Here is a 26,358-nt window from a genome sequence, read left to right on the forward strand (position 1 = left end):
CGCCTGATCCGACGCCTGATCCGACACCCGACCCGACGCCTGATCCGACACCCGACCCGACGCCTGATCCGACACCCGATCCGACACCCGATCCGACGCCTGATCCGACACCCGACCCAACTCCTGACCCAACGCCTGATCCGACGCCTGATCCGACACCCGACCCGACGCCTGATCCGACACCCGACCCGACGCCTGATCCGACACCCGATCCGACACCCGATCCGACACCTGATCCGACACCCGATCCCACTCCCGGCCCGACGCCTGAGGGCAATTTGTCACTATATTTGCGCAAGGTATTAACGGATGAGGCCGGGAACGCCATTGGCACCGGACTGCCTTTTACAGCACGTATTCTGGATGGAAGCGGGAATGTCGTCTCTCAGGTTAAGTTAATCGCCAATGGAAATATTGTGGAAATAAAAGGATTGCAATCCGGTGCTGTTTATGCCGTACAGGAAATGACGGGTGAACACTTTACATTAAAAGGCTATGATTACGGCGGCGAGACAATGGCAGAACGAGAATGCCTGATTTTTAGATCCACATCTGTGCGAGAGGATTCGTCCGGGCATATTTCCATAACGTTATATAATTTAAGCCGTCCAGAGGATGTGGAATCCATAGAAGACCCGGATGTTCCTCTGTTTCCTGGGTTCCCAACCGATGAGGAAATTATTGAAATTCCTTCGGAGGAGGTTCCTCTGGCAGGACTTCCCCCTACAGGAGACGATGGGCAGAGCATTTATATGCTAGCAGGTATCTTCGTATTGTCTTCTTTGGCACTGACATTGTTGCTTGCAAAAAAACGAGTCAGATAGCCTATTGACCGTTTCCCGAACGGCCATCAGCCAAAAATCCCGCGCATCTGGAAGCGTAACTGGCTGTTAAAGAAAGGTATGAAACATCCCCGTCCTTTTGACGGGGATGTTTCATACTGAGGTGTCATATATAAGCTGAATGTCAACCCCGTTGAACAAAGAGGTGTTTGTAGCATATGAAAAAAGAGCCTGCTAAGCAGCCGGATAGATTATACCATGCATCCATTGGCGTGTTGGTGATCGTTGTTCTTGTTTCCGGCGGTCTGCTGGTATCCAAATTTGTACAAAATCGACAGGAGCTCAGTGCGTTTGCACATTTAGCGGAACAGAAAGCGGCGGTGGATCTGTTAATGATGAATAAAGCCGAACTGCCATCTGGCATGGAGGCAGCGTCTTTTATCGAAAACACGCCGGAATCTGAACCAGAGATATCGGAGGATGCACTGTCGGAATCCCAGCCGCCCCTTTCTGTAGCGATTGATCCATATGACCAAAATAAAGACATGATTGGCTGGATTCGAATTGAAGACAGCGCCGTGGATTATCCCGTTATGTTTACGGGGGACGATTTTTATATAAACCACGGCTTTGATAAAAAGGGATCCAAAAGAAGCGTTCACTTAGGGATTGAAGAAAAACTTAAATAAACAGCTTCAAGCGGGGCAAAAAAAGACCAGTCACAATCAAGTGTAAATGCTTGTTGTGGCTGGTTTCCTTCTATAATAAGGTCTTCATATATCCGAGAAACTGGTCGTATTGACCTTCGGAAAGTGACGGCAAGTCGCTATCATTAATGCGAAGTTGTTTTATCAGAGATTTACGAATGTTAACACTATCACGTTGCAGTTCCTGAGCAGAAACAAAAGCACCAGTACGTAGCTTTTCCGCCAAACCTAAGTCTGCAATAACGGTAATCGTATCATCGGGAATCACTCTGAAATTCCTTGCAACATCAACAAATGCGTGTCTACTTTCATATTTACATATTTTATAAGATAATCCGCCCATTTCTTTGCATTCCATGTCAAAACTTTCACTCACTGCATTTGTTATTGTAAGCCTTGAAAGTTTGTTGGATTGAATTTGCTTTTTAAATACATTCCTAGAGATTTCAAAAGCCGGGTTAAATCCAAAGCCATCAGCCGTTATAGAAAAACAAATCAACGAACCGTCATCATACTCGTTGTTTCTGCTTATTCGTCCTCCAAGTTGTAAATAACTTTGAAGAGAACGCAATTCGCAGAAACCGTAATGAAAGGAAAAGTCCATCCCACATTCTACACAACTCGTAGCAACCAGTGTCCAATCTGAGTTATAATTTGTGGTACGGTTGAGTCGGTGCTTGACTTCATTTATGACGATTTCTCTGTCATTCGGAGTAAGTGCAGTTGACAAATGAAGCACGTCGTGCCCGCAGTTTCGCAGAGTTATTGCTAACAATGCGGCTGTACGAACTGTATTCAGCACAATCAGCCGTGAACCATGATATTGGCTTATACAGTTTATAAGCTCATTTAAATTTTGGAAATGGGGCACATCCTGCATTAGAATGTTAAGGTGAATTCGGTTATTTTCAAACTTCTCCAATTTCTTGGACATCTCGCCTGACACCAAGGGATGAACTTTGGTGTCAGAAATCTTTATAAAACTTGGATTCTCCCAAAACTTAAACGATGTTCCCGAGCAAAGACAAAAACGACAACCCCATTCTTTGGATAGTTCAGTAATCCATTGCCAAGCAGAGGGCAATAATTTTATGGGCAACATAGCATGACTTTCATCAATGATGATACCGCTGCCGGGTAGTTGGTGGAGCTTTCGTAGTTTTGAAGGGAGATTGCTTGCGATTGTTTCGAAAAACTGAACTGCTGTTGTCACTATGATTGGGGCGGTCCATGTGGTTGCCAAGTGACGAAGCTCAGGACTTTCAAAATCCGCTTGATGGTGATGCTCTACAACAATCTCCACTGGGTTTTCTCCGTCAAGAACCAATGCTTTTCGTAGGATATCAACTGTCTGAGAAATGATATTTGTATATGGCATTACAACAAAAATGTGACGTAAACCATTCTCGGAAGCCGATTTCAGCATATGCGCCATAACTGCTGTTGTCTTACCGGTTCCAACCGGACTATCACAGTACACGAGAAATTCTTCTGTAGCTACGTTTCTGCAGTAATCGTAGAGTTCACTGCGCAATTGATTGCGTTCTGACTGTGAATTGTCTGAATCCTTCTGTAAATCTCGGATATAACAATCCAGTTTCTTCAGCCGTTCTTCCCAACGTGTTTCAGGACGATACAGTTGTTTCCCCGCAGTATCCGAATAGTCTGCGTCAACAAGGCAGCTCAAGAGGATACGATACTCCATTGATGACAACTTCGGAGTAGTGTTGTCCGATGTTTGTTCAGTACTGAAGCCGGTTTCCTTACCATGCAAGTCCAGATACTCTTGGAGGTGTGTATCGCTGTCACCCATTGCTTCCGGAAAGCGAAACGGGGATAATTGTGTCTTTTGATCCATAAGATTAGGTAGCCCTGGATAATGATGAGCATAAACAAAAGTAGCCGAAGGATGTTCTGGTTTACAGCCGATCAGATGCTTAACACCCGCATCTCGATGCTCTATAGGAAGGTGTGCAGATTCTGTTTTGCCTGTAAGTACATCTTGATTTTTAACAGATAACTTACCCAAATCATGATAGATTGCTGCGTTTTTTATAAGTTCAGGATAATAATCCGTTTTATCTTGATTAACATAACGAAAAATATCTATTAGATTATTACACGCGCGATTAACCACCCCAGTTACATGTTCACCATATAACTGAGGTGGTTTTCCATTCCTTGCACTATGGGCTAGCATAGTCATAGCTTCTCCATCAGGTCAACAACAGGTGCCGTTTTTCCTTTCAGTTTGGAGTTGAGTTCCTTAATACTCTCTAGTAATGCTACCTCATCGTAATCTTTCCACGAAGTCGCTGGACCAATTCCATTGCCCACTCTTACGGGAGTCAGTGCCTCGATGATTTTGAAATCATTAAACGTACCGCGAGCGCGGTTATGTTCGACATAGAACGCATATCGAATGTCAACTTGTGAGCGAATATAAGAAGCCGTTTCTTTATAGACATGGGGAATCAGTTGCAGAAGCAATTCAATATCCTTCTTTGTACAGCGTGTTTTTTGTGCTGCAGTAGCGTTTATAAAAAACGGCATTGTATATAATCCGTAAGAAACAATTCGATATGCGAGTGGGGCCATGCCCTTGCTTTTGTCATCTTCCACTGGCAGTACTTTAGTGGTTGTCATACGCTCAATTCTAACTGGGTCAAGCGATACTCCTAATCCAAATTGAACAACCCCAGTAGAGATAAATGAGCCGGATTCACCTGATTGCTCTTCAAGAAATGTTGTTCCAAATACACGAACATCCCAGTATTTCTCCAGCAATTCATCAGCTGTTAATTTTTTAACATCAGTGCGCTTAGTGACCTTGCTTTCCAAAATATCATAGCGTGCTTCATTCAAGTCTAGTTCTTTGGCAAGCTCCTGCCAGACAGGAGAATCCTTTGCTGAAACCAAATCACGTAACTTACGTTTAAACGAAACTGGTGAAATTTCGCCGCGCCCATCCTGCCGCGTACGTGGGTCACTTTCTCTGTCGGGGTCACCATTAGGGTTGGAATCTTTTACATCAATTAAAAGTAGCCCTGTTCCTCTTTTGATAAAATTACTCATTGGATTTGACCTCCTTATCATTCTTCTTATCATATGGTATCGATGCCAAGTAACCAAGCAGTACCTGTGCTTGTTCAGCCGCATTAAATTGCTCCGGCAACCCTGAAGCTGCAATTTTTGTACTAACTTCGCCATACCGTGCAAGTATCCATTTTACCAGCCCTGTCCCTTCTCCCGTAGCAGTGTTTGCCCATGCTAAGTAAATTTTCATTCGATCACGCAGACGGTTTAGACCTTCAATGGGATTTTCGGATGCAATGGCCAGCATTTCGTTCCCCATCAATTGTGTAGGTAGCGGTGCTGCTTTATTTCCGCTGTTTCGTACCTGAATGCAGTATTCCTTATGTAGTAAATCAGAAAGCTGCAAAAACTGCCCGACATTAAAAGGTGTCTCTAGCATATAATTCTCCTTTCTGACGCCTAAGCGCCATAACAAAATTGATATCAATGAAATGGATACTGTAACCCGCTTTGCCAGAATATGTGATTCACTTGTTGATGGAAGCGCATATTCCAGATTTAGCTGTTGCCCTACATCCCCAAGCATTTGAGCTGTTTTTTTAATAACCCTACACAAAATATCATAGAGAAAAACATCATCTTGTAACACAACGTTTTTTTGCGGCATATAAAGGCTATAAATATCGTGCAGCGAGACCGCACTTTGCTTCATAGGCTTTGACGAGCCGGAACGTGTATAATTAATTTTTAACAATTGGCAAATATCGTTTGGTCCCGGGCAAATAGGCTTGTACTCAACTATTTCATTCTTTTCACGTACACGTATTTTAATATTTGAATGATTTTTTGCAGCTTCTGACCACAAAAGAATATTATTCCTAAACTGCTTGACTGTCAGTGTATTCTCATAAACAATTTGCTTTCGCCCAGGATCCAGTGTTTCTAACAAAATCAAGTTAATTTGGAACTGCGGGTTCTTATTAATCACAGATTTCATGTTTCCCAGGACTTGCCTACATAGAGCATCAAATGCGGATTCGGTTTCCTCCCTGAGTTCTTCCCCGGATTCGTAATCAGAAGGGTCCCCCAGTATTTGTGCCAGATAAGCATCATTTAGTGGATCAACCGGCAAGTAGGCCAGTAGCAGATTGGGCTTTTCGCTGTTGCTGTCACTCATCGCTTTCCATGATTTGTTCTCTCGATTTCTATCGGTAAGAAACGCAATTGCATCATTGATTGCTATGACCTCGTTTTTACCAGCCTGATAGGCACTAATGCCGCTCAATTTATAACGTGTCAGGCAGGGTATGTCCACATTCTTTGAATATAAATATGTAGGTCCTAGTAAAGGAATTTTTGGCTTGGGATAATTTTTCTCAATCTGCAGACATGGCTTTCCAGTTAGTGGGGACACAATATGTTGGTCTTCAGATTTAATTTTACTTTTATTTTCGCTGTTCAGCAGGTTGATCAGAGCCTGCTGAGTTACAGATGATGCTACTAAGTTGGTAAAATCAGCGGTTTCATACACGTCGTAATAAGTCATACAACTGGCTACATATTTTCTTGTTCTATCATCGAAATTTCCTACTAGCAAATCTTTGATAAAATCAACTTCGGCTCTGCTATTAGAGGTAGCAATCTTTTCATAGAGAAAATTTACCAACACTTTGTTGAAATCAGCACATCCTGAAGCATCTGGAAATACACAAATTAACTGTCTTAACGCTGCCAATTCTGGCTTTTGTGAGTCTATAACCTCTGCAAGCTCATTCAATGTCCAGTCGACAATTTTAATGTCCAAACACTCAGGATTAATGGCATTATAGTTCAGTGTACTTAAATAACTGATTTTTTCACTTAACTTTGCTTTTTTCCATTCTAGATCATTGATTTTTACACTTTCTGTTATTGCGAGAAGAGGCTTTTGAACGCGGATTGCCGGAAAACTGTTGTGGTTTCCATTGCTGTGTTTCCATAACGCCGTGGTTTCTTCTTTTGACAGAAGCCTAGCTTCTCGAGGAAACCCCTCCTTATCAAGTTCGATTAGCAGGCAGAAAGCTTTTCCCACATTGTTTACATTCGGATGTGTTATGGATTGTAACAAGCCATAATGTTCTAATGCCTTGCTCATTTCATATAACTCGTTAAGCATAAAACATCACGCCTCCTTCAACTTTGACATCCTGATCAAATCGCGGAAAAATCTTTCCCTCCGTCGGCCGATTATACATCGTACTAAGCATAGATGGAATTGTTATATTGATGGATTTATCAGCAGTTGTCGTATCACGAATAGGACCCAAATAAGTCGGAACAAATTCTTTCCACCCAAGGAATGGCGTTGTGTGGAATTGACCAACTGAAAGTCTGCGCATAAACACGTCCTGTAATTGATGCTGTGGATTTTGCCCGCTTTTGGGTGGGTAATATCCTAAAATCACTCCGTAAACCTTATAACAGACATTCTCAAGCACAGTTGCAAACAATTGAAAATTCACTGTTCCGCTTTTTCTCAATGGTCCGCCATAATTAGTTGAATACTTGTGGAACACAATAGGGGAGCAAATCTCTACACGTTGCGGTTCAAAATATGCATTTTTAGAAAATGCCACAGATTCAAAAACACTTTTCAGGGCGGATTTTGTCGGTGCTGGATAAGATACCGGCGATGAACCAGTATCAGGCCTTGTGAACATTGCTGCTGGTCCCTCAATTTCAAATGAAACAGGGTAGACTTTCTCAATCATTTTTTTCGCCTCCTCTATTCAGTAATATTTAACAACTACTCATGTCCTACAAACAGCACTCTAACTTTTAAGCAAATACTATTTTTATCCAGTTGAGTCTGGCACTAATTCCATAATATCTTTAAAATCAACGCCAAGCGCCGTACAAACCTTTACAAGAACTTCCATGCTGACATATAATTTCCAAAACTTTTTATAGCTAACGGTCATCTTGGCCACCTCTTTGTATTTTTTTCCATTATAGCACATTTTCTTCAAATATAACATCATAATTCTGTGTTTGCGAAGGAATTATACAATGTTAACAAAAATAATGATAGTTGTATATGCCTTTCATTTTTCGCTTTTATCCAATTTGATACTTTTAGAAAAAAAAGTCGAAAAGTCTAATTGAAAAATCCAAAACTACAGCATTTCAGCCGTCTTTACTGAGAAAAAAGACAGGCTGTTTTTTATTTTAAGGGGTTCGAATCAATAGAATTCTTCGCTTATGGATGAGGAAGAAAAATATTTTTAGAAAATCCTCAACTAATATGCCCTACCAAGGCTATAAGGTGAGGGGAAAATACTTTGCATGGCCTTCCGAGTTAGCTGTTTGTTGTGACATTAGCTAAGGGGTTAATCATTTCGGCTATTAGTAGAGGAAAGCAATACACAGAAATATTTGTTTCGGTATCCAAACCGCAAGCTTATGTCCTGTAGATGGTGAGAAAAAATAACCTTCAAAACAGACCCTGTCGATTTGACTTTCTCGTGAACTATCAATGAAAGCATAGTTTTTCTCTCACTGCTCCTTGACAACTGAATACCCCGAAATGCAAGAGATACTTCAAGGTGAATATGCCATGACGATAATTCCGAGCGTATTCCTTGAAAGATAACGAGGTTGTGTCAAACAAGGCAAACCCTCTGGAACCGTAGCGTTTCGGGTCATTAATAACAGGCAAGGAGGTGAAATAACTGAATACACAATATTATAACTTGCCGCAGATGCTTAAAGATAAGCCACAGTTTTGCTGTTGGAAATATGAAGAGCGAAGTGGCAGAAAAACCAAAGTTCCCTATAACCCGATAACAGGAAAAAGGGCAAAAGCAGATCAAAAGAGTACATTTAAAGATTTTAGTTCGGCCGCAGCTGCTGTAAGTAATTATGATGGTATCGGATTTTTGGTAGGTAATGACATATGTGTTATCGACTTAGATGATTGCTTTGATAGCAGTGGTAAGCTTAAGCCTATTTCCCAAAGTGTTGTAGACGCTTTTAGTGGTTGCTATATGGAATACAGTCCATCCGGTAAAGGGCTGCATATTTTCTTTAAGGCCACTGGCTATGACTTTGACAAAACAAAATACTATATCAACAACAGAAAGCTGGGAGTTGAGGTCTATGTGGCTGGAGCAACAAATCGCTTTGTTACCGTAACAGGCAATGTATTTGTAGATGGTGATATACCAGAGAAATCGAATGAGCTTCAGATGATACTAGACAACTATATGCTGCGCCCTAACCCTGTGAAGCAACTACTGGATACAGAAAGCCAATCCTATTTGTCTGACTGTAAATCGTCAAATTAAAACCGACATGAATCAGATTAAAACAGGCAAATATACATCTTTGTAGTCATTTTATTTTGGAGCATATTCAGATTATGCAGGTAAATCTTCAAATTAAAAAGGAGCCAAAGCTCCTTTATATATCACTTTCCTGATGCGCCTGGTAGATGATCTCATCATCAACCACATCTGTTTTCCTGGCACAGGCTGCTATCAGGGATGCTGTTGCAAGTTTGTTTACCATCCGGGGAATGCCCTTAGTCAGGGTATACATGGCATCAAGAGAGCCTTGGGTGAAGATATTTGTATCCATAGCACCAGCCAGCTTAAGGCGGCTGGTGATGTATTCATCCAGTTCCTCCCGGCTGAGTCCCTGCATGTGATATTTCGTTCCAATCCTCTGTTTCAGTGGTTGATTGACACCAAGCTGCAGACGGTTTCTGAGAGGTGGCTGCCCTGCTAGGATCAGTATGTAGGGGTTCTCGGAGTCCATCTTAAAGTTAAAGAGGATACGGAGGTCATCAAGGACACCGTTACTTAGGGATTGTGCCTCATCAATAATGATGACTGGGGTAATACGCTGCTCATGATAACTGGTAGAGATCAGCCTTTGAAGCTGCTCAAACATACTGATCTTTTTGTAGGAGGGCTCCTCGCCAAGCTTCATTATAATTCCGCGGTAGAAGTCCATTACCGTGACAGTGGAAAGCGCATAATAGCACGGTTTATACAGGCCGGGGTTCAGTCCGTCGACAAAACGTCTGAGGGCAGTAGTCTTACCAGTACCGGCTTCCGCAGTAAGAAGAAAAATACCCCGTGCTGATTTTATGTATTTAAATCTGGCATCCAGTTCCTTTGCGTCCTGCCCGATAAATAAATCGGAGGTAGGAAGCTCTTTGGTGAACGGATTTGCCTTAAGTCCGAAATGCTGGGTAAACATCACATCACCTCCATATCAGCATAAGAGATGGCATTGACGGGAGGAAGACCTGCTACCTCCGGTAAAGCAGAAGGGGAGGTTCCATTCTTCTCTGCCCGTGCTTTTCCTGCCCGTTTTATATGAGCATTATCGTGGAAGAATACTCTCTTTGCAGTTCCGACCGGTTTGTCCTCACGATAAAGGAATACTTCGCTTATGCCGTGATCCAGCTCATCCGGGTCATATTTTACGGTAATTCTTGCTCCGGCGAGGGAAGGGGCGGTCTCATACAGGTTGCCATGCAGACTTAGGGTTGCGTCCTGTTTGATTTTACGTTCTGCCTTTACAAGGAATTTCTCATTAAAAACGGATAGATCGGAGACAAGGGAAATACGGTCGGACTGACGGAGGAAGGCTTCCAGCGGAGTCAGTCCATCCAGGGCAGAATGAGGCTTTTTCTGATAATCATCAAACAGCCATTTGTGGAAACGGTCGTTGAGTTCATTTAGATCATTTAAGGTATCGGCTTTCAGTGTGGACAGGAACCGGAGGCGGCAGCTTCTGAAGAAGCGTTCTATCTTCCCCTTTGATGTCGGGGTATATGGTTCCGCGCGCAGGAGTGTCACACCGATGTTGGCACAGAGATATTCGAAGGCCTGGCACCGGTATATCTTGCCGTTATCCGTATAGAGAAGCTTAGGTATTCCTCTTTTTAAAAGTGCCTCCTTGAAGGAATGGCGCAGGCTCAGGATATCCTGTGACAGATAGAACTGGGCATGTGTGATAAGGCGGCTGGAATCGTCAATGTATGCCATGAGGTAAGTCTGCTGCTTGCGTCCGTTTACCCGGATATAAGGGCCATACATTACATCGGTCTGCCAGAGCTGGTTTACTGTTTCATGGGAGAAACGACGCAGTTCCTTCTGCCGTTCATCCGCTATGGATGCCTTACCGGTACGGTTGTAGAACCTTGTAACAGTGGACAGGGAGAGATCTTTTCCCGTGATAATACCTTCGTTAAGAAGAAGGTCGTATATTACGGTAATGGGTGCCCTCGGATAATCCAGACGTTTGCGCAGGAGGATATCCTCCAGTTCCGATGAGATTTTGCGGGTTCCGCCTTTATCTGCACGTGCTTTGGGTTTCAGGGCATCCAGACCTTCCCGGACATAATCGGTATACCAAGATGCTATTGTTTTGGGTGAGTATCTGCGCATACCATAGTGTGGCATTTCAATTGGGTTATCCGCAGCCATGGCGCAGTATTCACCGATGGAGGTTACCTGTCCGTTGATAATCGGACTGATAATCGAAAACTTTTTAAGCGCAATTGCACTTCTTGCTGCATCATCAATCATAATGAAAAACTCCCTTCAGGTTTATGAAGAAAGTTTACCATTAAAGCCCTGTGGGACACAGGAAAATCAAGTGTTGCAGGGATTTAAAACAGGGCATTCACAAAACGGCAGAAAACTGTTATACTCTAAAGTGAAGTCGAGTCAGATATGAGTGCCCGTTTCTTTGAAACAGCCAGAGTGATACATCAGGAGGGGTCCAAGCCGTATGATGTATCAGGGAGAGCACCTGTCTGGCTCTTTTTCTGTCCTCTTTTTCATAAATAAAGTTCTTCAGTTTCAGGACATGGAGGAGTTCCATGGACAGGAAGTTAAGGTTTGAGATAAAGCGTTTCCGATAGCGGTAAAGGAGCTGCCTTGAACATTCGACCTTATAGTCATGGACAAATGATGAAACACATGCAGAAAGAGTCGATGTTCTATTGAAGAACCTGGAAAGTACACGGATAATAAAATCGGAGGAATAAGCCCTGCGGGGATGGCAGAAAAAAGGGATAGAAGAAACCGTTCTGTGGCATACCGGACAGATATGTCTGCGGATCAGAAGGATACCGTAGAAATCCACGGAAATATAGTAACGTCTGTAAAAGCCGTGCTTCTTCAGATGACTTTTCCTGCAATGGGGACATAAGGTCAAAGTAAGGTCAGGGAAAGAGAAGGATTTGCCTGACCGGTGGTAATCAGGGGCTGAAACTTTAGGGTTAAACATGATCTGCAAGTTTAGTAGTTCCTTTCGATGAATATACAGACCACAGTATAACAGATATGCTATAAAGTGACAAAAGGTAATCACATTCTACTGGAATGAAAACTTACAATTGGAAAAACAAAATGACTATAAAAGGATGATTTTGAGATATTAATTTAAAGATTTACAGTCTGACAAGTCTGTTATTGAGAAGGCTTTAAAATCGGTAAACGGAGAAAGGTTCAAAGCATTATGGCAGGGAGATACATCAGGCTATCCTTCCTCAAGTGAAGCTGATTTGGCACTTTGCGGTATGCTGGCATTTTGGTGTGGCAGGGATATTGGACAAATGGACAGACTTTTCCGGAAGAGTGGTTTAATGCGAGATAAATGGGATAGAGTGCAGTCTGGCAGTACTTATGGAATGATAACCATAGAAAAAGCCATCGCAAATGTTACCGAAATATACAAACCAGGTGGTAAGCGTTCATTAGCCACAGAAGATTTTAATGAATGCTCCCTTGCTAACTTTAAGCCTGAGAGTAATAATCGCTACCCATGGACAGATATTGGGGCAAGCAGGCTGTTTGCTGATTACTATAAATCTTTTGCCCGCTATGTTCCCGAAAGGAAGATGTGGTTTTGCTATGAGAATGGCATTTGGATTCCCGATGTCGGTAATCTCAAAGTGATGGAAATGTGCAAATCATTGGCCAACCAACTACTAGCCTATGCTTTGACTATTCAGGATGAACATCAAAGAAAGGCATACATTGACTATTGCCGAAAGTGGCAGTCAAGAAGATACCGAGAAACGGTGCTGAAGGATGCACAGAGCGTATATCCCATATCAATGGCTGAATTCGACCAAGACCCGCTTGTGCTCAACTGTGCCAATGGAACATTGTTTTTATTATCCATGGATTTTCGTCCCCACAACAGCGAGGACAGACTTACAAAGATAGCTGGTGTGAAATATGACCCGGAAGCAAAAAGCGAGCGCTGGGATAGATTTATTCATGAGATTATGAGCGGAGATGAGGAAAAGGCAAAATTTCTCCAAAAAGCCTTTGGCTACAGTATCAGCGGAGACACTCGGTATGAATGCCTGTTTGTTCTCTATGGTGCTACAACTCGAAATGGTAAAGGTACGCTATGTGAGAGCGTTCTTAAGGTATTAGGCAGTTATGGCTGTACCGCAAGGCCAGAGACTATCAGTCTGAAAAAGAACAATAATAGTTCAAGTCCAAGTGAAGATATTGCCCGGCTTGCAGGAGTACGCTTTGTGAATATCTCCGAACCTAGCAGAGGACTTGTCTTAAATGCTGCACAGGTAAAAAGCATGACGGGTGGTGACACCATCAACGCAAGGTTTCTACATGAGAATTCTTTTGACTTTTCGCCAAAGTTTAAGCTGTATATCAACACCAATTATCTGCCCGTCATTACGGATATGACGCTGTTTTCCAGTGGCAGAGTGGTGATTATTCCTTTTGAACGACACTTCGATGAAAGCGAGCAGGATAAAAACTTAAAACGTGAATTCGCCAAACCGAAGAATCAGAGTGCTATCCTCAACTGGCTAATTGAAGGCTACCAACTGTTGAAGAAGGAAGGCTTGACTTTGCCCGAATCCGTTAAGACAGCAACGGAGGCTTACAAGCATGATAGCGACAAGATAGCATTGTTCTTCGAGGATGCCTTGGAAGAAAGTCCTAACAGTGAGGTGCGGACATCCGAAGTGTATGCCCGGTATCAGCGCTGGTGTAGTGCCAATGGCTGTTATTCGGAGAATGCAAGAAACTTCAAACAGGCATTAACAGCTATCGCCCGTGTAGAACGGAAACGACCACGTTCTGGTGGTGGAATGACCACAATGCTTATCGGATATAAGCTGACTGAAGAAGAATTTTTTCTTATTTAAACACAGTGTAGCAGCTTGTAGCAAGAAAAACAGGTTATATAAAAAATTGCTCTCGTATAGAGAGTTTAGTTTTTACCTGCTACATCTTGCTACAAAGCTTAAAACCACTAAAAACACTGGATACAACTCCATGTGTTAATACCTGCCCATAGGGGAGGTCAAATCTCCACACCTTTTCATCTGGACAACGGGCGTGGGGCAACGCGTAAAAAAACGCGGTTTCAAACGGGGTATATACCCCACAATCAATTTTAATTTAGGAGGTAAACGATTATGGCAACATCAACAACCTATAACAGAGCGTTCTGGAACGTTATGAAAGGCAAAGACGAAAATTATCAGAATTTGAACGAGGGCTATGATAATGCCGGAGCATATGTCGCACCGGACGAATTCAGAGAAGGCTTCAATGTAGCTTTGGCAAAGGAGAATCTATTCCGCAGATTTGCTACTGTTATCAATCTATCTTCTGCAGAAGGTAAAATTCAAGCGGTATCTTCAACGGGTACAGCAGATTGGGTTGAAGACGGAGATCCAATCCCCGAAAGTGCCGATACATTTACACAGTTTCTGGTGAAATCATACAAGCTGGCATCTCTTGTCAAGCTAAACCGCTCATTTGTCACCGATATGAACTTTAATCTTGAAAAATATCTGATAGGTGATTTTGCGAAGCGCTTTGGCAAGGCTGAGGAAAATGCATTGCTAAATGGAAATGGCACAACACAGCCAACAGGTATCCTTACGGCAGACGCGGATGTAACTACAGCAGATAGCGCTACCATTTCTTTTGATGAGATGATCTCTCTGTACTTTTCATTAAAAGATGAATACCGAAATAATGCTGTGTTTATCATGCACGACAATACAGCCATGCTTCTTAGAACTCTTAAGGATACAAGCGGCAGTTATCTGTGGAATTCTTCGGATAACACCATCTTCGGAAAGCCTGTAGTTACCTCTCCATATATACCTACAGTATCAGCAGGAGCAAAAAGCATAGTATTCGGAGATTTATCATACTACTGGCTGATTGAGCGTCAACCACTAACAATAAAAAAATTAAGTGAGTTATATGCATTGCAGGGGCAAATTGGATTTTCTGCTTACGAGAGATTGGATGGCAAGCTAATTCAACCAGACGCTCTGAAAATATTACAAATAAAAGCTTAAATAATGGATTAGGCACTGAGTCATCAATTCGGCTCAGTGCCAGTTCCTTCAAAACATCGGACAGGAGGTCACGATATGGAAAATCAAATTAACAGCCGCACAACCAAATCTGATATCGGAGGTACGGTCTATGTGGTGGAATCACGAATAAGTGATTCAGCAAAGGAAAGTGCATATTCCAAGCTAAAACGACTAATTACAGTCAACGCAAAAAGCCTTTCAAAGTTATCAGATAGTTCATATAAACCCACGGAAATCAACTCGACTTCTTCAAGGTAATACGGTAATATACATAGTGCTAAACCGCTTGAAGACTGTCGGAAATGGAGGACAAAAATGAATAGACAGTCAACATTTAGCACTATACGTAAATCAACATTAGCATTTGAAGAAGCGAAAATTACTGCTCTGTACTGCAGGCTCTCACGCGATGATGAGCTTGCAGGAGACAGCAACAGTATAGTAAACCAGAAGGTAATTCTAAAAAAATATGCTGAGGACAACGGTTTTCGCAACATCGAATTTTATGTGGATGATGGGGTCAGCGGTACAACTTTTGATAGACCAGACTTTAACCGCATGATTGCTGACGTGGAGAACGGTAGAGTCGGAACGATAATCATCAAGGATATGTCCCGTTTCGGTAGAGATTACCTTAAAGTAGGCTATTACACAGAGATTATGTTTCCTGAAGCAGATGTACGATTCATTGCTATTAACAACGGTATTGATAGTGCAAACCAAGCAGACAGTGACTTTACACCGTTTCTTAACATTATTAAGGTAATGGTTTTCAGCACGGCGGAGGGGTGGGATGTGATTTCAAGGGCGGGACGGAATGAGCAATTATACGAACTATACGATGCTGGGTCGCCGGACGACACTGCGCCGGGCGACAAGAACCACCACCAGTCGGCGGCGTAATACCCCCGCAGGGAACGATACAGGGGAGAGGGAGTATTGTAAAAAACCGTATCCTGCCCCCAGGAAGCGCCGTTTGTCCCCAGGAAGTTTTTAATATAGCTCCGGTCCTTGGCCAGGATTTGGTCCCATTCGTTGTTGGCCTGTGTCACCGGAATATCCCGGCCGGTGAGCTGGCTGCCCGCGGACAGGGAGCGGAGGATGTAGGAAACGCCGCCGTTTTGGTAGTCCCTGCCGAAGATCAGGTTCTGGCTGTTCAGGGTGTTCCAGGAGACCTGCGTGGTCACCGGGTATTCCGCCACGAACAGGCTGCGGTCGCTGGGCGAGGCGCTGGCAGCGGTCGAGGCCGAGAAATCGCCGTTGGCGCTTGGGTCCAGGGAATAGGCGTTGATGGTTCCCACATAGGTGAAGGGCGCCCATCTCAGGCTGGTGTCGGGCAGCCAGTCGTTTGCGGTGCCGGGAAGGCTCTCCCCCGACAGGTCGAAATAGTAGGTATGGCCGGGGGTCAGGCTGCTGTACTGCTCGGTTACGCCGCCCTCGGCGTGCGCCGTTGCCGGCAGCAGCGCGAAGGTCATGGCCGCCAGCAGCAGGCTGAAAATTAGTTTTTTTGCCGTTTTCATATTTTTAAGACCTCCTTACATTGAACTGTGATGAAAAAATCATCCTTTGCTTTCATGTCATTCTTTTTCCTCCTTCAGTGATTCAGGTTCGCGCCGCCGCACATCGCACATACAGACGCCGATGGGGTCATAGGGCGTCTGCTCCCGGTAAAACCAGCCGCAGCCGCCGCAGTCGCTGGGGGGCGCCTCCCCCGGTATGGCGGGTTTGCAATGGGGGCAGCTCTCCTGCTCCGCCGTGGCGAAGGGGCGGCCCTCGCCGGTATATTCCGGGCGTTCCTCAAAATCGGGGTAGGCCGGGTAGCTCTCGTCAAGCTGCTCGTCGTACTCAAGGTAAACGGGAAACTCCCGGCCTCCCGCCCGGTACACCTTATAAGGCTCCTTTTGCTCCAGGCGCATCCTTTCACGCTCCTTTCCGGGGCGGGGATATAAAAACCCCTATGATAGCTTTTCATTACTATCATAGGGGCAAATACCTGTTTCCGGTAGTGACTTTTCACCCTCAAAAAGTCACGTTTTTTTAGCTCATAAAATGTATTTTGCAAGCTCCTCCCGGCCGGATATATATAGCTTTTCGTAAATCTCCAGCATGATGTTCTTGAGCCTGCCCACGGAAATACCATGCTGCCTGGCAACTTTGGCGTAAGGAACGCGCTGCGCCACAAGCAAAGCGAGGTGATATTCCCGCAGGGTCAGCATAAGCGTGATATTATCCTTCGTAAATTGGTTATGAAAAGTGATCCAGTTTTTCCAGGTGCGGTTCCATTGTCCGAGAACCGCGTCACGGCAGGCGGGAAACTCCCGTTCCAGACACTGCTCCATCAGACCTCCCAGCGCGGTAACGACCTCCGCGAAGGGCGTGATAAAGCCGTGGGGCAGACAGATACGCATGGCGGAAAGCAGCCAGCGCCGGGCCTCGTCGTCCTGTCCGAGACAATGGCAGGCGACGGCACAGGTCACCCTCAGATAAATATCGGTCGTCGTGAATCCCTGCGGCTGTGCGGACAGGGTCAGGGCGGTCTGCGCCACGGCCAGCATGGCGTCATACCTATGTAAGCAGTGAAAATACTTCGCCCGCAAATAGAGGGCGTTGGGCTTCGCTTGCGGAGCGAGGGCGCTGAAATCTCCCTCCTTCAGCCAGTCGGGGGCCATGTTCGGCGCAATGATGCTCACGGCGGCGGTGGCAAGGGCCTGCTCCGCAAAAGCGGCGGCGGCACTGCCCTTGTGGATCTCCGCGCATTTTTTCAGATAAGCGTCGATCTCGGTGTAGGCGGGGTAATCCCCCAGGCTGACGGCCGCCGCAATCGTTATCGGGCAGGCGCGAAGCCGGGCCGCGTCGTCTCCCCGGGTTTTCTGAAAGCAGGCCATGGTCGTTTGAAAATCTCCCCGCAGATAGGCTATTTCGCCCTCGTATTGAAGCCGCATCCTTTCTTCCTTCACGGTATCCAGAACCGCGTCCGGCCTGTCGTGCGGCATGGTGTCGGGGGTAAACGCCAGAAGACGGGTAAGCTCGTCCGAAAGCGAGGGCCGGGGAGCCGGCTGCTCACGGCGTCGTTTATCGGCAGGCCGCCCGGCATGCTCCGGTATCAGCCACAGATTGCCCCTTTTGACAACGCCCTCGATTTTATTTTCCGCGCAGTATAAGGTTATAATCCGGGTGCCCAGCCCCCATTTCTCCGCGGCCTCCTTCACGGTCAAATAAAGCATACCGCCCACCTCCTTCATCCGTAACTATACAATCAATATACTACTTTTATTTGCATATTGCAATTAAAAGAAATATACAAAAATAAATTGAAAATAAAAAATTGCCGGATGGTTTCTTTACCTCTGTCCGGCCAGCGCCCTGTTGCCGGAGCAATATGTATCTTTCACTTGGCAGACTGCGCCCATATAGAGCGCAAAAATAAACGGGCAGGCGTTTCGTGCCTGCCCGCTCATTTTATGTACCGCATGGCTCAGTTCTCTAATCTCCGGCGCATGCTTGTTTTAAGCGTCTTTGCCATGTCCGCGATAACCCGGATCTCCAGCTCGTCACAGTCGTCAATCGTCCTTGCGAGCTCGCCCTGGAACACAGCCTTGGCCTTGATGATGCTGTCGCATACCAGCTCGTCCAATGAAACCCCAAGCGCGTTTGCGATCTTCACAAGCGCGGGGAGGCTTACCTTGGTATTGCCGGTTTCAATATGGCTGGTATGGGTGGTGGACAAGCCGGCAAGCTCCGCCAGCCGCTCCTGACTCATATTATCCCTTCTGAAACGTGCTTCCTTAATCCGCGCGCCTATGGCGCCGTAATCTAAAACCACTTTAACTCACCGTCCTTGATTTAACTCAACACTTGTATTGTAGAAACACTTGGCTTACAATGTAACGGCGTGTATGCACACCGCGACCGTGTACTTAAATCAAGAGGTGAAAAATATGCTGACAACTTCCTGTGCCTTCACAGGACATCATCCCATGCGCTTTCCCTTTGGCTATGACGAGGAGGACGATCTATGTTTGCGTATACGAAATGCCATGCTCGTGCAGATCCTTGCTCTCTATGAAAACGGGGTAACGGACTTTTACTCGGATTGCGAGGTCGGGCCTTCCATGTGGGGAGCGGAGCTGGTGATCAGGCTGATGGAGAAATGCCCGCAGCTCCGGCTGTTCTGCATCCTGCCCTTTGAAGAACAGGCAACAAAATGGACGCCGGAGCTGCGGGAGCGGTATTTCGTCATCCTCGAAAAAAGCACCTCCAACCACCTGGTCACCACCCGCCCCACCAGGGATTGCCGCGCCCGGTGCAACCGTTATCTCGTCGACCGCGCCGGTTTCATCATCGCGGTCTATCAGAACGGCGAGGTGGCGCACCTTGAACCTGCCGCCCATCTTATCACATACGCCAGAAAAAAAGGACGGGGAATCATCACGATTGATCCGAACACGGCTGTCGTGACTCCCATCACCTTAAAGGTGGAGTGATTTTTATGTTTTTTACTCTGCCGTTGAGAATTCTTAGAGTGGGAGCTTCGCCTTCACGGTCCATCATGAACCCTCCCATGGTTCACAATAGGTGATATTGCTCTTGTTGTACATGTAATCGTGATTGGTGTAATAATACATTTCCAACTGGCTGTAAACGCCGGGCGACAGGGAGCGGGTAAACGTAATGCCGTTGGTAGTCGTGCCGTAGTCGAGCTGGTCCCACTGGCCGGTCAGCGTCATGCCGCCGCCTGAGTTGGGGTCAGCCACAAAGAAAACAATGGCAGCCCAGGATGATTCGGCTCCGGTGGAGTCAACGGCTTTGACTCGGACAGTGTTCTTGCCCAGCGGATAGGCCGAGCTGGTCTGCGCCGGCCGCCCCTCCCAAACATAGGTGATTGCGTCGCCATCGGGATCGGTGCTGGAAGCGGTGATGGTGATCGCCGTGCCGGGAGGCACCGCGTTGCCGCTGCCCGTCACTGATCCGGGCGCGGTCCATCGCGTCCTGTATCTCATCCCGGCTCGCGGGGAGATTCAGGTAAGCGCCTGCATAACCGGCCGCGTCATACAGGTCCGACCGCATGAGGGTCACGACCATCACTTTTTCTTTCTCTGACATTTGATCATCTCCATTCGGTTGAAATACAAAAAGAGCCTTTCAGCTTCATCAGAAACCAAAGGGCGCTACATATTTAATTGCATACCCTGGTCAGGGTACAGGATGGCGTAGCGGGAAGTTTGGACGCAGGCGACGTCCTGACTTTCTATGAGCTCCGGATGATTCTTGATCCATTCCAGATCCTCGGCGGTGATATCTTCGGGTTCGCCCTCGCCCCAGCGGTAGGATTTCACGATGACCGTGATGTAATCGAAGCAGCCGCAGTCCTCCACCAGTTCTCTGTAGAGCGTGGAATTCTGAATGTCCTCCACTTCGGGGACGCCGCTCACGATTCCGGCGTCGCGGATGCCGGTGTTGGTTTCCAGCCCGACCAGCGAGAATACCTTGCTCAAGCTACATCCCTCCCAGCACAGGGTCTCCGTATTCGGGATCGGAAAAGCTGTTTTTGAATTCCTGTTCCGGCTTGACGGAATAATTTTTGCCGCTGTCCCAAAAGCTGACGTAGATTTCACCGTCCTGCGTTTTAATAGGACGCTGTTCGAAGCCCTCTCCATACCCATCAGAGTTCTGACCGTACACATAATCCAACAGCTCGGCCGTTTCCTCTCCGGACAGAGGTTCCGTCAGTCCCGCGGTCATGACGCCCCACAGCTCTCCGTCGTGGACCTCCACCGATGGGTACAGGCTGTGGACCTTTTCTTTCAGAGGGCCGTCGTCAAGATATTCCGCAAGGCCGCGGTCGTTTTCAAAATGCCGGTTCTCCCTGGCGATGGCGGCGAGGATCGCGTCCTCATGTGCCACAGCTTCCGCGGGAGTGATTTCCTCCGCAAAGTCATCCGACCCGTATTCGGGATAGGTGACGATCTTCAGAGGGAAAAAGATACGCATCATCTCGTTTGCCATTTTGTTTTCCTCCGATCTTTTTGTTTTCAATGTGACGCGATTTTGAAAAAGGGCATAAAAAAAAGCGGGCGTATCTTCGTTTGAAAATACGCCCGCTCATTATGCCTGTTTTCCGTATTCAGTTGTTTACGGTGGTTCAAATCCCTCCAGTATGCCGAAAATAGCCGATGTCATCTGTGAAATTAAGGGGTGAAAAATCGAGGGTGAAAACCCCCGAAAAGGCAGATGCCATGCGGCTTTGACCGCATGGCATCTATATACACCTAAAATTTTGCTGGACCCGGTGGGGATCGAACCCATGACCTCCGCATTGCGAACGCGGCGCTCTCCCAGCTGAGCTACGAGCCCATATATAATGCACATAAATCATTATAAAAGATGCCGGGATATCAGTCAACAAAAATATTAATCCGGAGTAAAAAATTAAATATAATATAAATTCTCGGAAGGATATACCGCATCACAGGTAACATCAATTCCAAGCTTCTTTAAAATCTGCTCATCATTGCGGTTCAGCATTACGGTGCAGTGAGCCTGCACGCCGGAAAGTGCTGATAATTTATCGTAAGCCAGCTGGGCCGTGGGATTTGTTACGGCACAGATGCTCAGGGCAATGAGGATTTCATTGGCATTCAAACAGGTGATCTTGCTGCGCAGATCCCGTTCCTTCAGGGTCCGGATGGTATTTAAAATCAAGGGTGACAGCAGGAAGATCTCATCCCCGATTCCGGCCAGGTATTTGATGGCATTCAGCAGCGCGGCAGAGTTGCAGTCCATGGTTGCGGAGCCCTTGCCGGTAATTATGGTCCCGTCCTCAAGCTCAAAGGCAATTACCGATACGGTTTCGTTATCAGAGGAGGCTTCTTTTAGCTTGGCGGCATACTCCCTGGCGGGAAGAACACAGCCCCGGTCCTCCTGCTTCAAGCCGACTTCCTCCAGAATTACCTTCATACGGGTAACGGCTTCCTCATCCAGCAGACCCTTCTTAAAATCGCAAATAGTCGAAAAATAGCGGCGGATGATCTCCTGCCGGGAGGCTTCAATCACCGTGGCATCATCGATAATACCATAGCCCACACGGTTTACACCCATGTCGGTGGGAGACTGGTAGATGGATTCCTTGCCGGTAATCTTCTCAATAATGCGTTTGATCACCGGGAACATCTCCAGATCCCGGTTGTAGTTCACACTGACCTCATGATAGCGCTCAAAATGGAAGTTATCAATCATATTGACATCCTTCAGATCCACGGTGGCGGCTTCATAGGCAATGTTAAGGGGGTGCTTCAGCGGCATATTCCACACCGGAAAGGTCTCAAACTTGGAATAACCGGCATTGCGTCCCCGTTTATATTCGTGATAAAGCTGGTTCAGACAGGTGGCCAGCTTACCGCTGTTGGCGCCGGGCGCGGTCACCACCACAATGGGCTTCGTGGTCGTGATATAAGGATTGATGCCATAACCGTTCTCGCTTACAATAGTATCCACATCGGCAGGATAGCCGGGGATGGTGGCGTGGGTATATACCTTAATATTGCGGCGCTCCAGCTTGTTAATGAATACAGTGGTAGCAGGCTGCTTGCTGTAGCGGGTGATTACCACGCTGTTAACCTCCAGGCTGTAGCTGCGCAGGTCGTCCAGCAGACGAAGCACCTCCATATCATAAGTAATACCAAAATCACCGCGGATTTTATTCCGTTCAATATCGCCGGCGTAGACACAGATGATGATCTCAGCCTGATCCTTCAGCTTTTGAAGTAATTTGATTTTAGCGTCCTCGTCGAAGCCCGGCAGTACACGCTTGGCATGCTTGTCCCCGATCAATTTTCCCCCGAATTCCAGGTAGAGCTTATCATAGTGATTCACCCTTTCCAAAATAAACTGGGACTGCTCATCAATATATTTTTGCGGATCAAAACCGATTTTCATACAACATTATCCTCCTTTGATTATACACCATTATTATATAATAATCTAAAATTTAAAAATGTCAAAGGACTTTTTTGTTTTTCGTAGAATTGCACTATAAAAAGGCCTGAGGCAAGCAATGGCCTCAGACCTTTTGGTGAAGAAAGATGATTCTAATCCCGAATTACAACATTATGACGGTATTGGCTGTTAATCTCCCGAATCTTTTCGGGGGAACATTTCGGCTCCCGATGATAGGTCAGAAGCCCGTTGCTTTCCTGTTCCACATCGGAAAGCTGGGTATAGCAGAAGCCGTAAATATAATCCGATTGCATAATATTATCAATGACAAAGCGGTATTGCTTTAAGAACTCCTCTTCACTGTCCGCACTGGTGTAGCCCCAGCTGTTCTGTTCCGAATTGTTGTAACGGATTCCGCCGCATTCTGTAATGAGAATGGGCTGTCCTTCGTATTTATAAGGCGGAGCGAAGATGCTCCTTCCGGCGGAGCAGGGGGAGAGCATGACGGGAAGCTCCCTGGTAAAGCGCTGGAAGAGCTTTTGTTTGCCCGGCTCCTTTTCTGTGCCATGAGAATAGTTGTGAATGGCACAGATATCGGTTTTGGTAAGCTCCCATCCGTCATTATTGATCACCAGCCTGGAAGGATCCAGGGCTTTCAACATATGATACACAGAAACGGTATAGTCCTGCTGGAGCGCGTTTCGCCCGATATCGGGAACCGCCCAGCTTTCATTAAAGGGAACCCAGGTTATGATGGAGGGGTGGTTGTAATCTCTTTCAATAATCTCCATCCATTCCTTCATATAACGCATGACAGCGCTGTCGGTAAAGAGGCAGGCGGCGGGAAGCTCTTCCCAGACCAGATAGCCCAGCCGGTCCGCCCAATAGAGGAATCTGGGGTCTTCCGTCTTCTGATGCTTCCGGCATCCGTTAAAGCCCATTTCCTTCATAATCGTAATATCATACTGAAAGGCTTCATCGCTGGGGGCCGTCAGGATTCCTTCGGGCCAGTATCCCTGATCCAGAACCAGCTTCTGATAATAGGGATGGTTGTTCAGATAGACCATTCCGTTTTCTGTATGAATCTTTCTCATGCCGAAATAGCTTTCTGCCCGGTCCAATTCCCTGCCGTTTTGTTTCAGCACAAAGCGGATATCATAGAGGGCGGGATTTTCGGGAGTCCAGGAGCGGTTGGCGCCGTGGGTGTTGGTGTGAAAGATCTTATCTCCTGCCAGATGGATACTCCTCTTAAATACGGTGCTGCTGGAAACGGAGTAGCAGTCATTGGAAATGATCTCTTCGCCAAAGGTAATTACCGTCTCCAGGGTCATGCCGGGAAGCAGTCCGCTGAAGGTGCATTCCAGATTCAGAATATCCTGATCGAAATCGGAAGTCATTTTAATTCTGGTGATATGGATGGGATCCACCGGCTCCAGCCAGACGGTCTGCCAGATTCCGGAGGTCCTGGTGTACCAGATTCCGGCGCTTTTCTCCTCCCAGAACTGTTTTCCCCTGGGAATGGTCTCGTCGGCAGCGGGATCCTCAACATAGACGGCAATACTGTGCTCTGTCAGGGAGCTGTCGAGACAATGAGTGATGTCAAAGGCAAAGGAGGAGCTTCCTCCCTCATGCTCTCCGCACAGGGCTTCGTCGATGTAGACCCTGCAGCGGTAATCCACACCGCCGAAATGCAGCAGGATATTCCGATCCTGCCATTTTGCGGGAAGGGTAAAGGTCCGCCGGTAAAAGCACCGGTTATGGACGGAAGTGTCCTGTATCCCGCTGAGCTTGCTTTCAAAACAGAAAGGAACCTCTATCTTTCGGGACAGGGGATGGGAGAGCTTCTCCCAATGGCAGCTTCTGGCCTGATCCAGATCATCAAAGTCAAAATCCCAGGTGCCGTTCAGGCATTGCCATTCCTTCCGGACGAATTGGGGACGCGGGTATTCGGTACGTAACATAAGTAAAACCTCCTGGTTAAAAAATGGTTGTCAAATTAATTCTGTCTTAATAGCATGATCTCGGAGAGAGCGATTTCTTTTTTGCCCTCTCTTGGCACAAGGATCAGCTTCACTTGAGTGACGGTTTGTTCAGAAAAGCTCAGGATAGCGCTCCGCTCTTCCGGATCCTCGGAAAGCAGGCATTCCTCCGTAATCAGGCTGTCGTCAAAAACTGCCTTTACAGAAGAAAAGTCTCCGCTGCCCCCGGTGCCCTTGTAGACAAGGATATGGGAAAGAGTAACGGGTTCCTGGAATTCCAGAATAATTTCCGCCGTATCTGCGTTAACCGGAATCCTGCAATCGTAATGGGCGTCCTTCTTGTGCAGGGTAAAGATGTCATCGCTCAGGAGAGCGCTGTCCGGGATATCGGATACAATCTTTGCCTCCTTTGCCAGGTTTGTGAAGGAACCGTCGGCAGGAACGGGCTGTAAGCATACAATCGGGCCGTTAACCCGCAGCTCGCCGGTATCGGTAAAAAGAACCCGGCCAATATTGACCTTGCGGTTGCCGCCGCCGGTTTTCGGATCCACATGGGTATGGTAAGCCATCCATAGCTCGCTGCCGTCCGGCGATACGGTAAAGCTGTGATGTCCGGGACCGGATATCACCTTAGAGGTACCGGCGGTAAGAATGGGGTTGTTTTCATATTTTTTGTAAGGCCCCAAGGGGGAGGAGCTGGTGGCGTAGCCGATGGAATAGGCTTTATCTGCGTAGCAGTTGGCGGAATAGGAGAGGTAATAGGTGCTGTTGCGGACCATAATCTCCGGCCCCTCATTCCAGAGGGGATTTGTTGAGGACAGCTCCCATGGCTGGTCAGGGGTGAGCAAAAGCACCGGCTCCCCTACGATGGAAAGCATGTCGTCGCTTAAGGCGACTCCGTAAATCTCACTCTTTCTAACGTTTCCGATTTCATTCTCAGAACAATCCCTGGAGAAATAGAGATATTTGGAGCCGTCCGCATCGATCAGCACGTTGGCATCGATGGCGGCATAACCCAGGTCAAAAAACGGACGATTTTCTACATCCAGAAAAGGTCCCTGGGGCTGGTCGGAAACCGCAAGGCCGATACGAAGGCTTTCGCCTCCGCTTCTGGCGGTATAGTACATATAGTATTTATTGTTATATTCTACCACTTCCGGTGCCCAAAAGCTATCGGTACACCAGGAATCGGATTTTTTCACATAACATAGCTTTTTGCCGGACCAGTGAACCAGATCCTTGGACTTCCAGCAGTAATATCCGCTGGCTGCCGAAGTGCAATATAAATAGTAGGTATCATCCGAAGCCTTTAAAATAAAAGGGTCACCGATCTGTGTGATTCCCAGATCATTTTGAAAAAACAGGCCTTCTTCGGCAGGGGACAAATTGATGGTGGTATAGGTTTTTTCCATAGGACTGCATCCTCCTAATAAAAATAATACGACACAAAATGCCAAAAAGCAAGAAAGCCTTTGGCGGAGTATTTTCATAATGTAATCGTTCCTCCTTCTTACAACTTATATTACAGGAACAAT

The 26,358-nt window shown here is 46.4% G+C and carries 25 protein-coding genes, 1 tRNA gene and 1 pseudogene; 8 read left to right on the forward strand and 19 right to left on the reverse strand.

What is annotated here, in order from left to right:
• Together HNQ56_RS17070 and HNQ56_RS17075 are read left to right on the forward strand one after the other, a co-directional pair.
• On the forward strand, positions 1-824 hold an 824-nt coding region (locus HNQ56_RS17070; RefSeq protein ID WP_429148750.1), incomplete at its 5' end, for an LPXTG cell wall anchor domain-containing protein.
• 176 nt (positions 825-1,000) lie between these two features.
• Entirely contained in the window at positions 1,001-1,471 is a 471-nt protein-coding gene (locus tag HNQ56_RS17075; RefSeq protein WP_429148751.1) for a hypothetical protein, read from the forward strand.
• A gap of 70 nt (positions 1,472-1,541) precedes the next feature.
• On the opposite strand, the gene HNQ56_RS17080 is transcribed toward HNQ56_RS17075, so the two are convergent.
• The 5 genes from HNQ56_RS17080 to HNQ56_RS17100 all read right to left on the reverse strand — a co-directional run bounded on the left by HNQ56_RS17080 (position 1,542) and on the right by HNQ56_RS17100 (position 7,485).
• Positions 1,542-3,695 (reverse strand): CRISPR-associated endonuclease Cas3'', encoded by a 2,154-nt coding sequence (locus HNQ56_RS17080; protein WP_429148753.1) that lies wholly within the window; start codon positions 3,693-3,695, stop codon positions 1,542-1,544.
• Entirely contained in the window at positions 3,692-4,564 is an 873-nt protein-coding gene (locus HNQ56_RS17085; RefSeq protein ID WP_429148755.1) for a type I CRISPR-associated protein Cas7, read from the reverse strand. The genes HNQ56_RS17080 and HNQ56_RS17085 overlap by 4 nt, the downstream gene beginning before the upstream one ends.
• Positions 4,557-6,680: a hypothetical protein gene (locus HNQ56_RS17090; RefSeq protein WP_429148757.1), complete on the reverse strand. Its 2,124-nt coding sequence runs from the start codon at positions 6,678-6,680 to the stop codon at positions 4,557-4,559. The genes HNQ56_RS17085 and HNQ56_RS17090 overlap by 8 nt, the downstream gene beginning before the upstream one ends.
• A complete protein-coding gene (gene cas5 / locus HNQ56_RS17095) occupies positions 6,673-7,275 on the reverse strand; it encodes a CRISPR-associated protein Cas5 (protein ID WP_429148759.1) in 603 nt (200 codons plus the stop codon). Before cas5 ends, HNQ56_RS17090 begins: the two co-directional genes overlap by 8 nt.
• A gap of 84 nt (positions 7,276-7,359) precedes the next feature.
• Entirely contained in the window at positions 7,360-7,485 is a 126-nt protein-coding gene (locus HNQ56_RS17100) for a helix-turn-helix domain-containing protein (protein WP_429148761.1), read from the reverse strand.
• Positions 7,486-8,256: 771 nt separating this feature from the next.
• Here HNQ56_RS17100 and HNQ56_RS17105 point away from each other — a divergent pair.
• Entirely contained in the window at positions 8,257-8,850 is a 594-nt protein-coding gene (locus HNQ56_RS17105; protein WP_429148763.1) for a hypothetical protein, read from the forward strand.
• 115 nt (positions 8,851-8,965) lie between these two features.
• Here the strand turns inward: HNQ56_RS17105 and HNQ56_RS17110 are convergent, their stop codons facing one another.
• The 3 genes from HNQ56_RS17110 to HNQ56_RS17120 all read right to left on the reverse strand — a co-directional run bounded on the left by HNQ56_RS17110 (position 8,966) and on the right by HNQ56_RS17120 (position 11,812).
• Positions 8,966-9,769, reverse strand: a complete 804-nt coding sequence (locus HNQ56_RS17110; RefSeq protein WP_429148765.1) for an ExeA family protein — start codon at positions 9,767-9,769, stop codon at positions 8,966-8,968.
• On the reverse strand, positions 9,769-11,106 hold the full coding sequence (locus HNQ56_RS17115) for a DDE-type integrase/transposase/recombinase (RefSeq protein ID WP_429148766.1): 1,338 nt from the start codon (positions 11,104-11,106) through the stop codon (positions 9,769-9,771). Before HNQ56_RS17115 ends, HNQ56_RS17110 begins: the two co-directional genes overlap by 1 nt.
• Before the next feature lie 118 nt (positions 11,107-11,224).
• Positions 11,225-11,812 (reverse strand): DUF6431 domain-containing protein, encoded by a 588-nt coding sequence (locus tag HNQ56_RS17120; protein WP_429148768.1) that lies wholly within the window; start codon positions 11,810-11,812, stop codon positions 11,225-11,227.
• 277 nt (positions 11,813-12,089) lie between these two features.
• Between HNQ56_RS17120 and HNQ56_RS17125 the strand changes: the two genes are divergently transcribed.
• The 4 genes and pseudogenes from HNQ56_RS17125 to HNQ56_RS17140 form a co-directional block, all read left to right on the forward strand.
• Positions 12,090-13,715, forward strand: coding sequence for a DNA primase family protein (locus HNQ56_RS17125; RefSeq protein ID WP_429148770.1), 1,626 nt, complete (start codon positions 12,090-12,092; stop codon positions 13,713-13,715).
• Positions 13,716-13,988: 273 nt separating this feature from the next.
• On the forward strand, positions 13,989-14,888 hold the full coding sequence (locus HNQ56_RS17130) for a phage major capsid protein (RefSeq protein ID WP_429148772.1): 900 nt from the start codon (positions 13,989-13,991) through the stop codon (positions 14,886-14,888).
• A gap of 75 nt (positions 14,889-14,963) precedes the next feature.
• Complete coding sequence (locus HNQ56_RS17135; RefSeq protein WP_429148774.1) at positions 14,964-15,167, forward strand: transposon-encoded TnpW family protein; 204 nt, start codon at positions 14,964-14,966, stop codon at positions 15,165-15,167.
• A gap of 57 nt (positions 15,168-15,224) precedes the next feature.
• Positions 15,225-15,668, forward strand: a pseudogene (locus HNQ56_RS17140) (recombinase family protein); the annotation flags it as partial.
• On the opposite strand, the gene HNQ56_RS17145 reads toward HNQ56_RS17140, so the two are convergent.
• The 4 genes from HNQ56_RS17145 to HNQ56_RS17160 form a co-directional block, all read right to left on the reverse strand.
• Positions 15,557-16,429: a hypothetical protein gene (locus HNQ56_RS17145; protein WP_429149044.1), complete on the reverse strand. Its 873-nt coding sequence runs from the start codon at positions 16,427-16,429 to the stop codon at positions 15,557-15,559. The pseudogene HNQ56_RS17140 and the gene HNQ56_RS17145 overlap by 112 nt on opposite strands.
• Before the next feature lie 57 nt (positions 16,430-16,486).
• Positions 16,487-16,825: a hypothetical protein gene (locus HNQ56_RS17150; RefSeq protein WP_429148775.1), complete on the reverse strand. Its 339-nt coding sequence runs from the start codon at positions 16,823-16,825 to the stop codon at positions 16,487-16,489.
• Between the two features lie 126 nt (positions 16,826-16,951).
• Complete coding sequence (locus HNQ56_RS17155; protein ID WP_429148776.1) at positions 16,952-18,133, reverse strand: helix-turn-helix domain-containing protein; 1,182 nt, start codon at positions 18,131-18,133, stop codon at positions 16,952-16,954.
• 251 nt (positions 18,134-18,384) lie between these two features.
• On the reverse strand, positions 18,385-18,732 hold the full coding sequence (locus HNQ56_RS17160; RefSeq protein WP_429148778.1) for a helix-turn-helix domain-containing protein: 348 nt from the start codon (positions 18,730-18,732) through the stop codon (positions 18,385-18,387).
• 115 nt (positions 18,733-18,847) lie between these two features.
• On the opposite strand from HNQ56_RS17160, the gene HNQ56_RS17165 reads away from it, so the two are divergent.
• The gene (locus HNQ56_RS17165) at positions 18,848-19,393 is read left to right on the forward strand and encodes an SLOG family protein (protein ID WP_429148780.1); all 546 of its coding nucleotides are present in this window, start codon (positions 18,848-18,850) and stop codon (positions 19,391-19,393) included.
• A 63-nt stretch (positions 19,394-19,456) separates the two neighbouring features.
• Here HNQ56_RS17165 and HNQ56_RS17170 read toward each other — a convergent pair whose 3' ends face one another.
• From HNQ56_RS17170 to HNQ56_RS17200, 7 genes are all read right to left on the reverse strand, one after another.
• Positions 19,457-19,873 (reverse strand): hypothetical protein, encoded by a 417-nt coding sequence (locus HNQ56_RS17170; RefSeq protein ID WP_429148782.1) that lies wholly within the window; start codon positions 19,871-19,873, stop codon positions 19,457-19,459.
• A gap of 204 nt (positions 19,874-20,077) precedes the next feature.
• Positions 20,078-20,404: a hypothetical protein gene (locus HNQ56_RS17175; protein WP_429148783.1), complete on the reverse strand. Its 327-nt coding sequence runs from the start codon at positions 20,402-20,404 to the stop codon at positions 20,078-20,080.
• A 1-nt stretch (position 20,405) separates the two neighbouring features.
• Entirely contained in the window at positions 20,406-20,915 is a 510-nt protein-coding gene (locus HNQ56_RS17180) for a hypothetical protein (RefSeq protein WP_429148785.1), read from the reverse strand.
• Positions 20,916-21,190: 275 nt separating this feature from the next.
• Positions 21,191-21,263, reverse strand: a tRNA-Ala gene (locus tag HNQ56_RS17185).
• Between the two features lie 75 nt (positions 21,264-21,338).
• Positions 21,339-22,844, reverse strand: coding sequence for a DUF1846 domain-containing protein (locus tag HNQ56_RS17190; RefSeq protein ID WP_429148787.1), 1,506 nt, complete (start codon positions 22,842-22,844; stop codon positions 21,339-21,341).
• Positions 22,845-22,996: 152 nt separating this feature from the next.
• Positions 22,997-24,805, reverse strand: a complete 1,809-nt coding sequence (locus HNQ56_RS17195; protein ID WP_429148789.1) for a glycoside hydrolase family 2 protein — start codon at positions 24,803-24,805, stop codon at positions 22,997-22,999.
• A gap of 35 nt (positions 24,806-24,840) precedes the next feature.
• Complete coding sequence (locus HNQ56_RS17200) at positions 24,841-26,235, reverse strand: glycoside hydrolase family 43 protein (protein WP_429148791.1); 1,395 nt, start codon at positions 26,233-26,235, stop codon at positions 24,841-24,843.
• Positions 26,236-26,358 lie beyond the last annotated feature (123 nt).

This window comes from Anaerotaenia torta, from assembly GCF_050433395.1.
Taxonomy (GTDB): Bacteria; Bacillota; Clostridia; order Lachnospirales; family Lachnospiraceae; genus Mobilitalea; species Mobilitalea torta.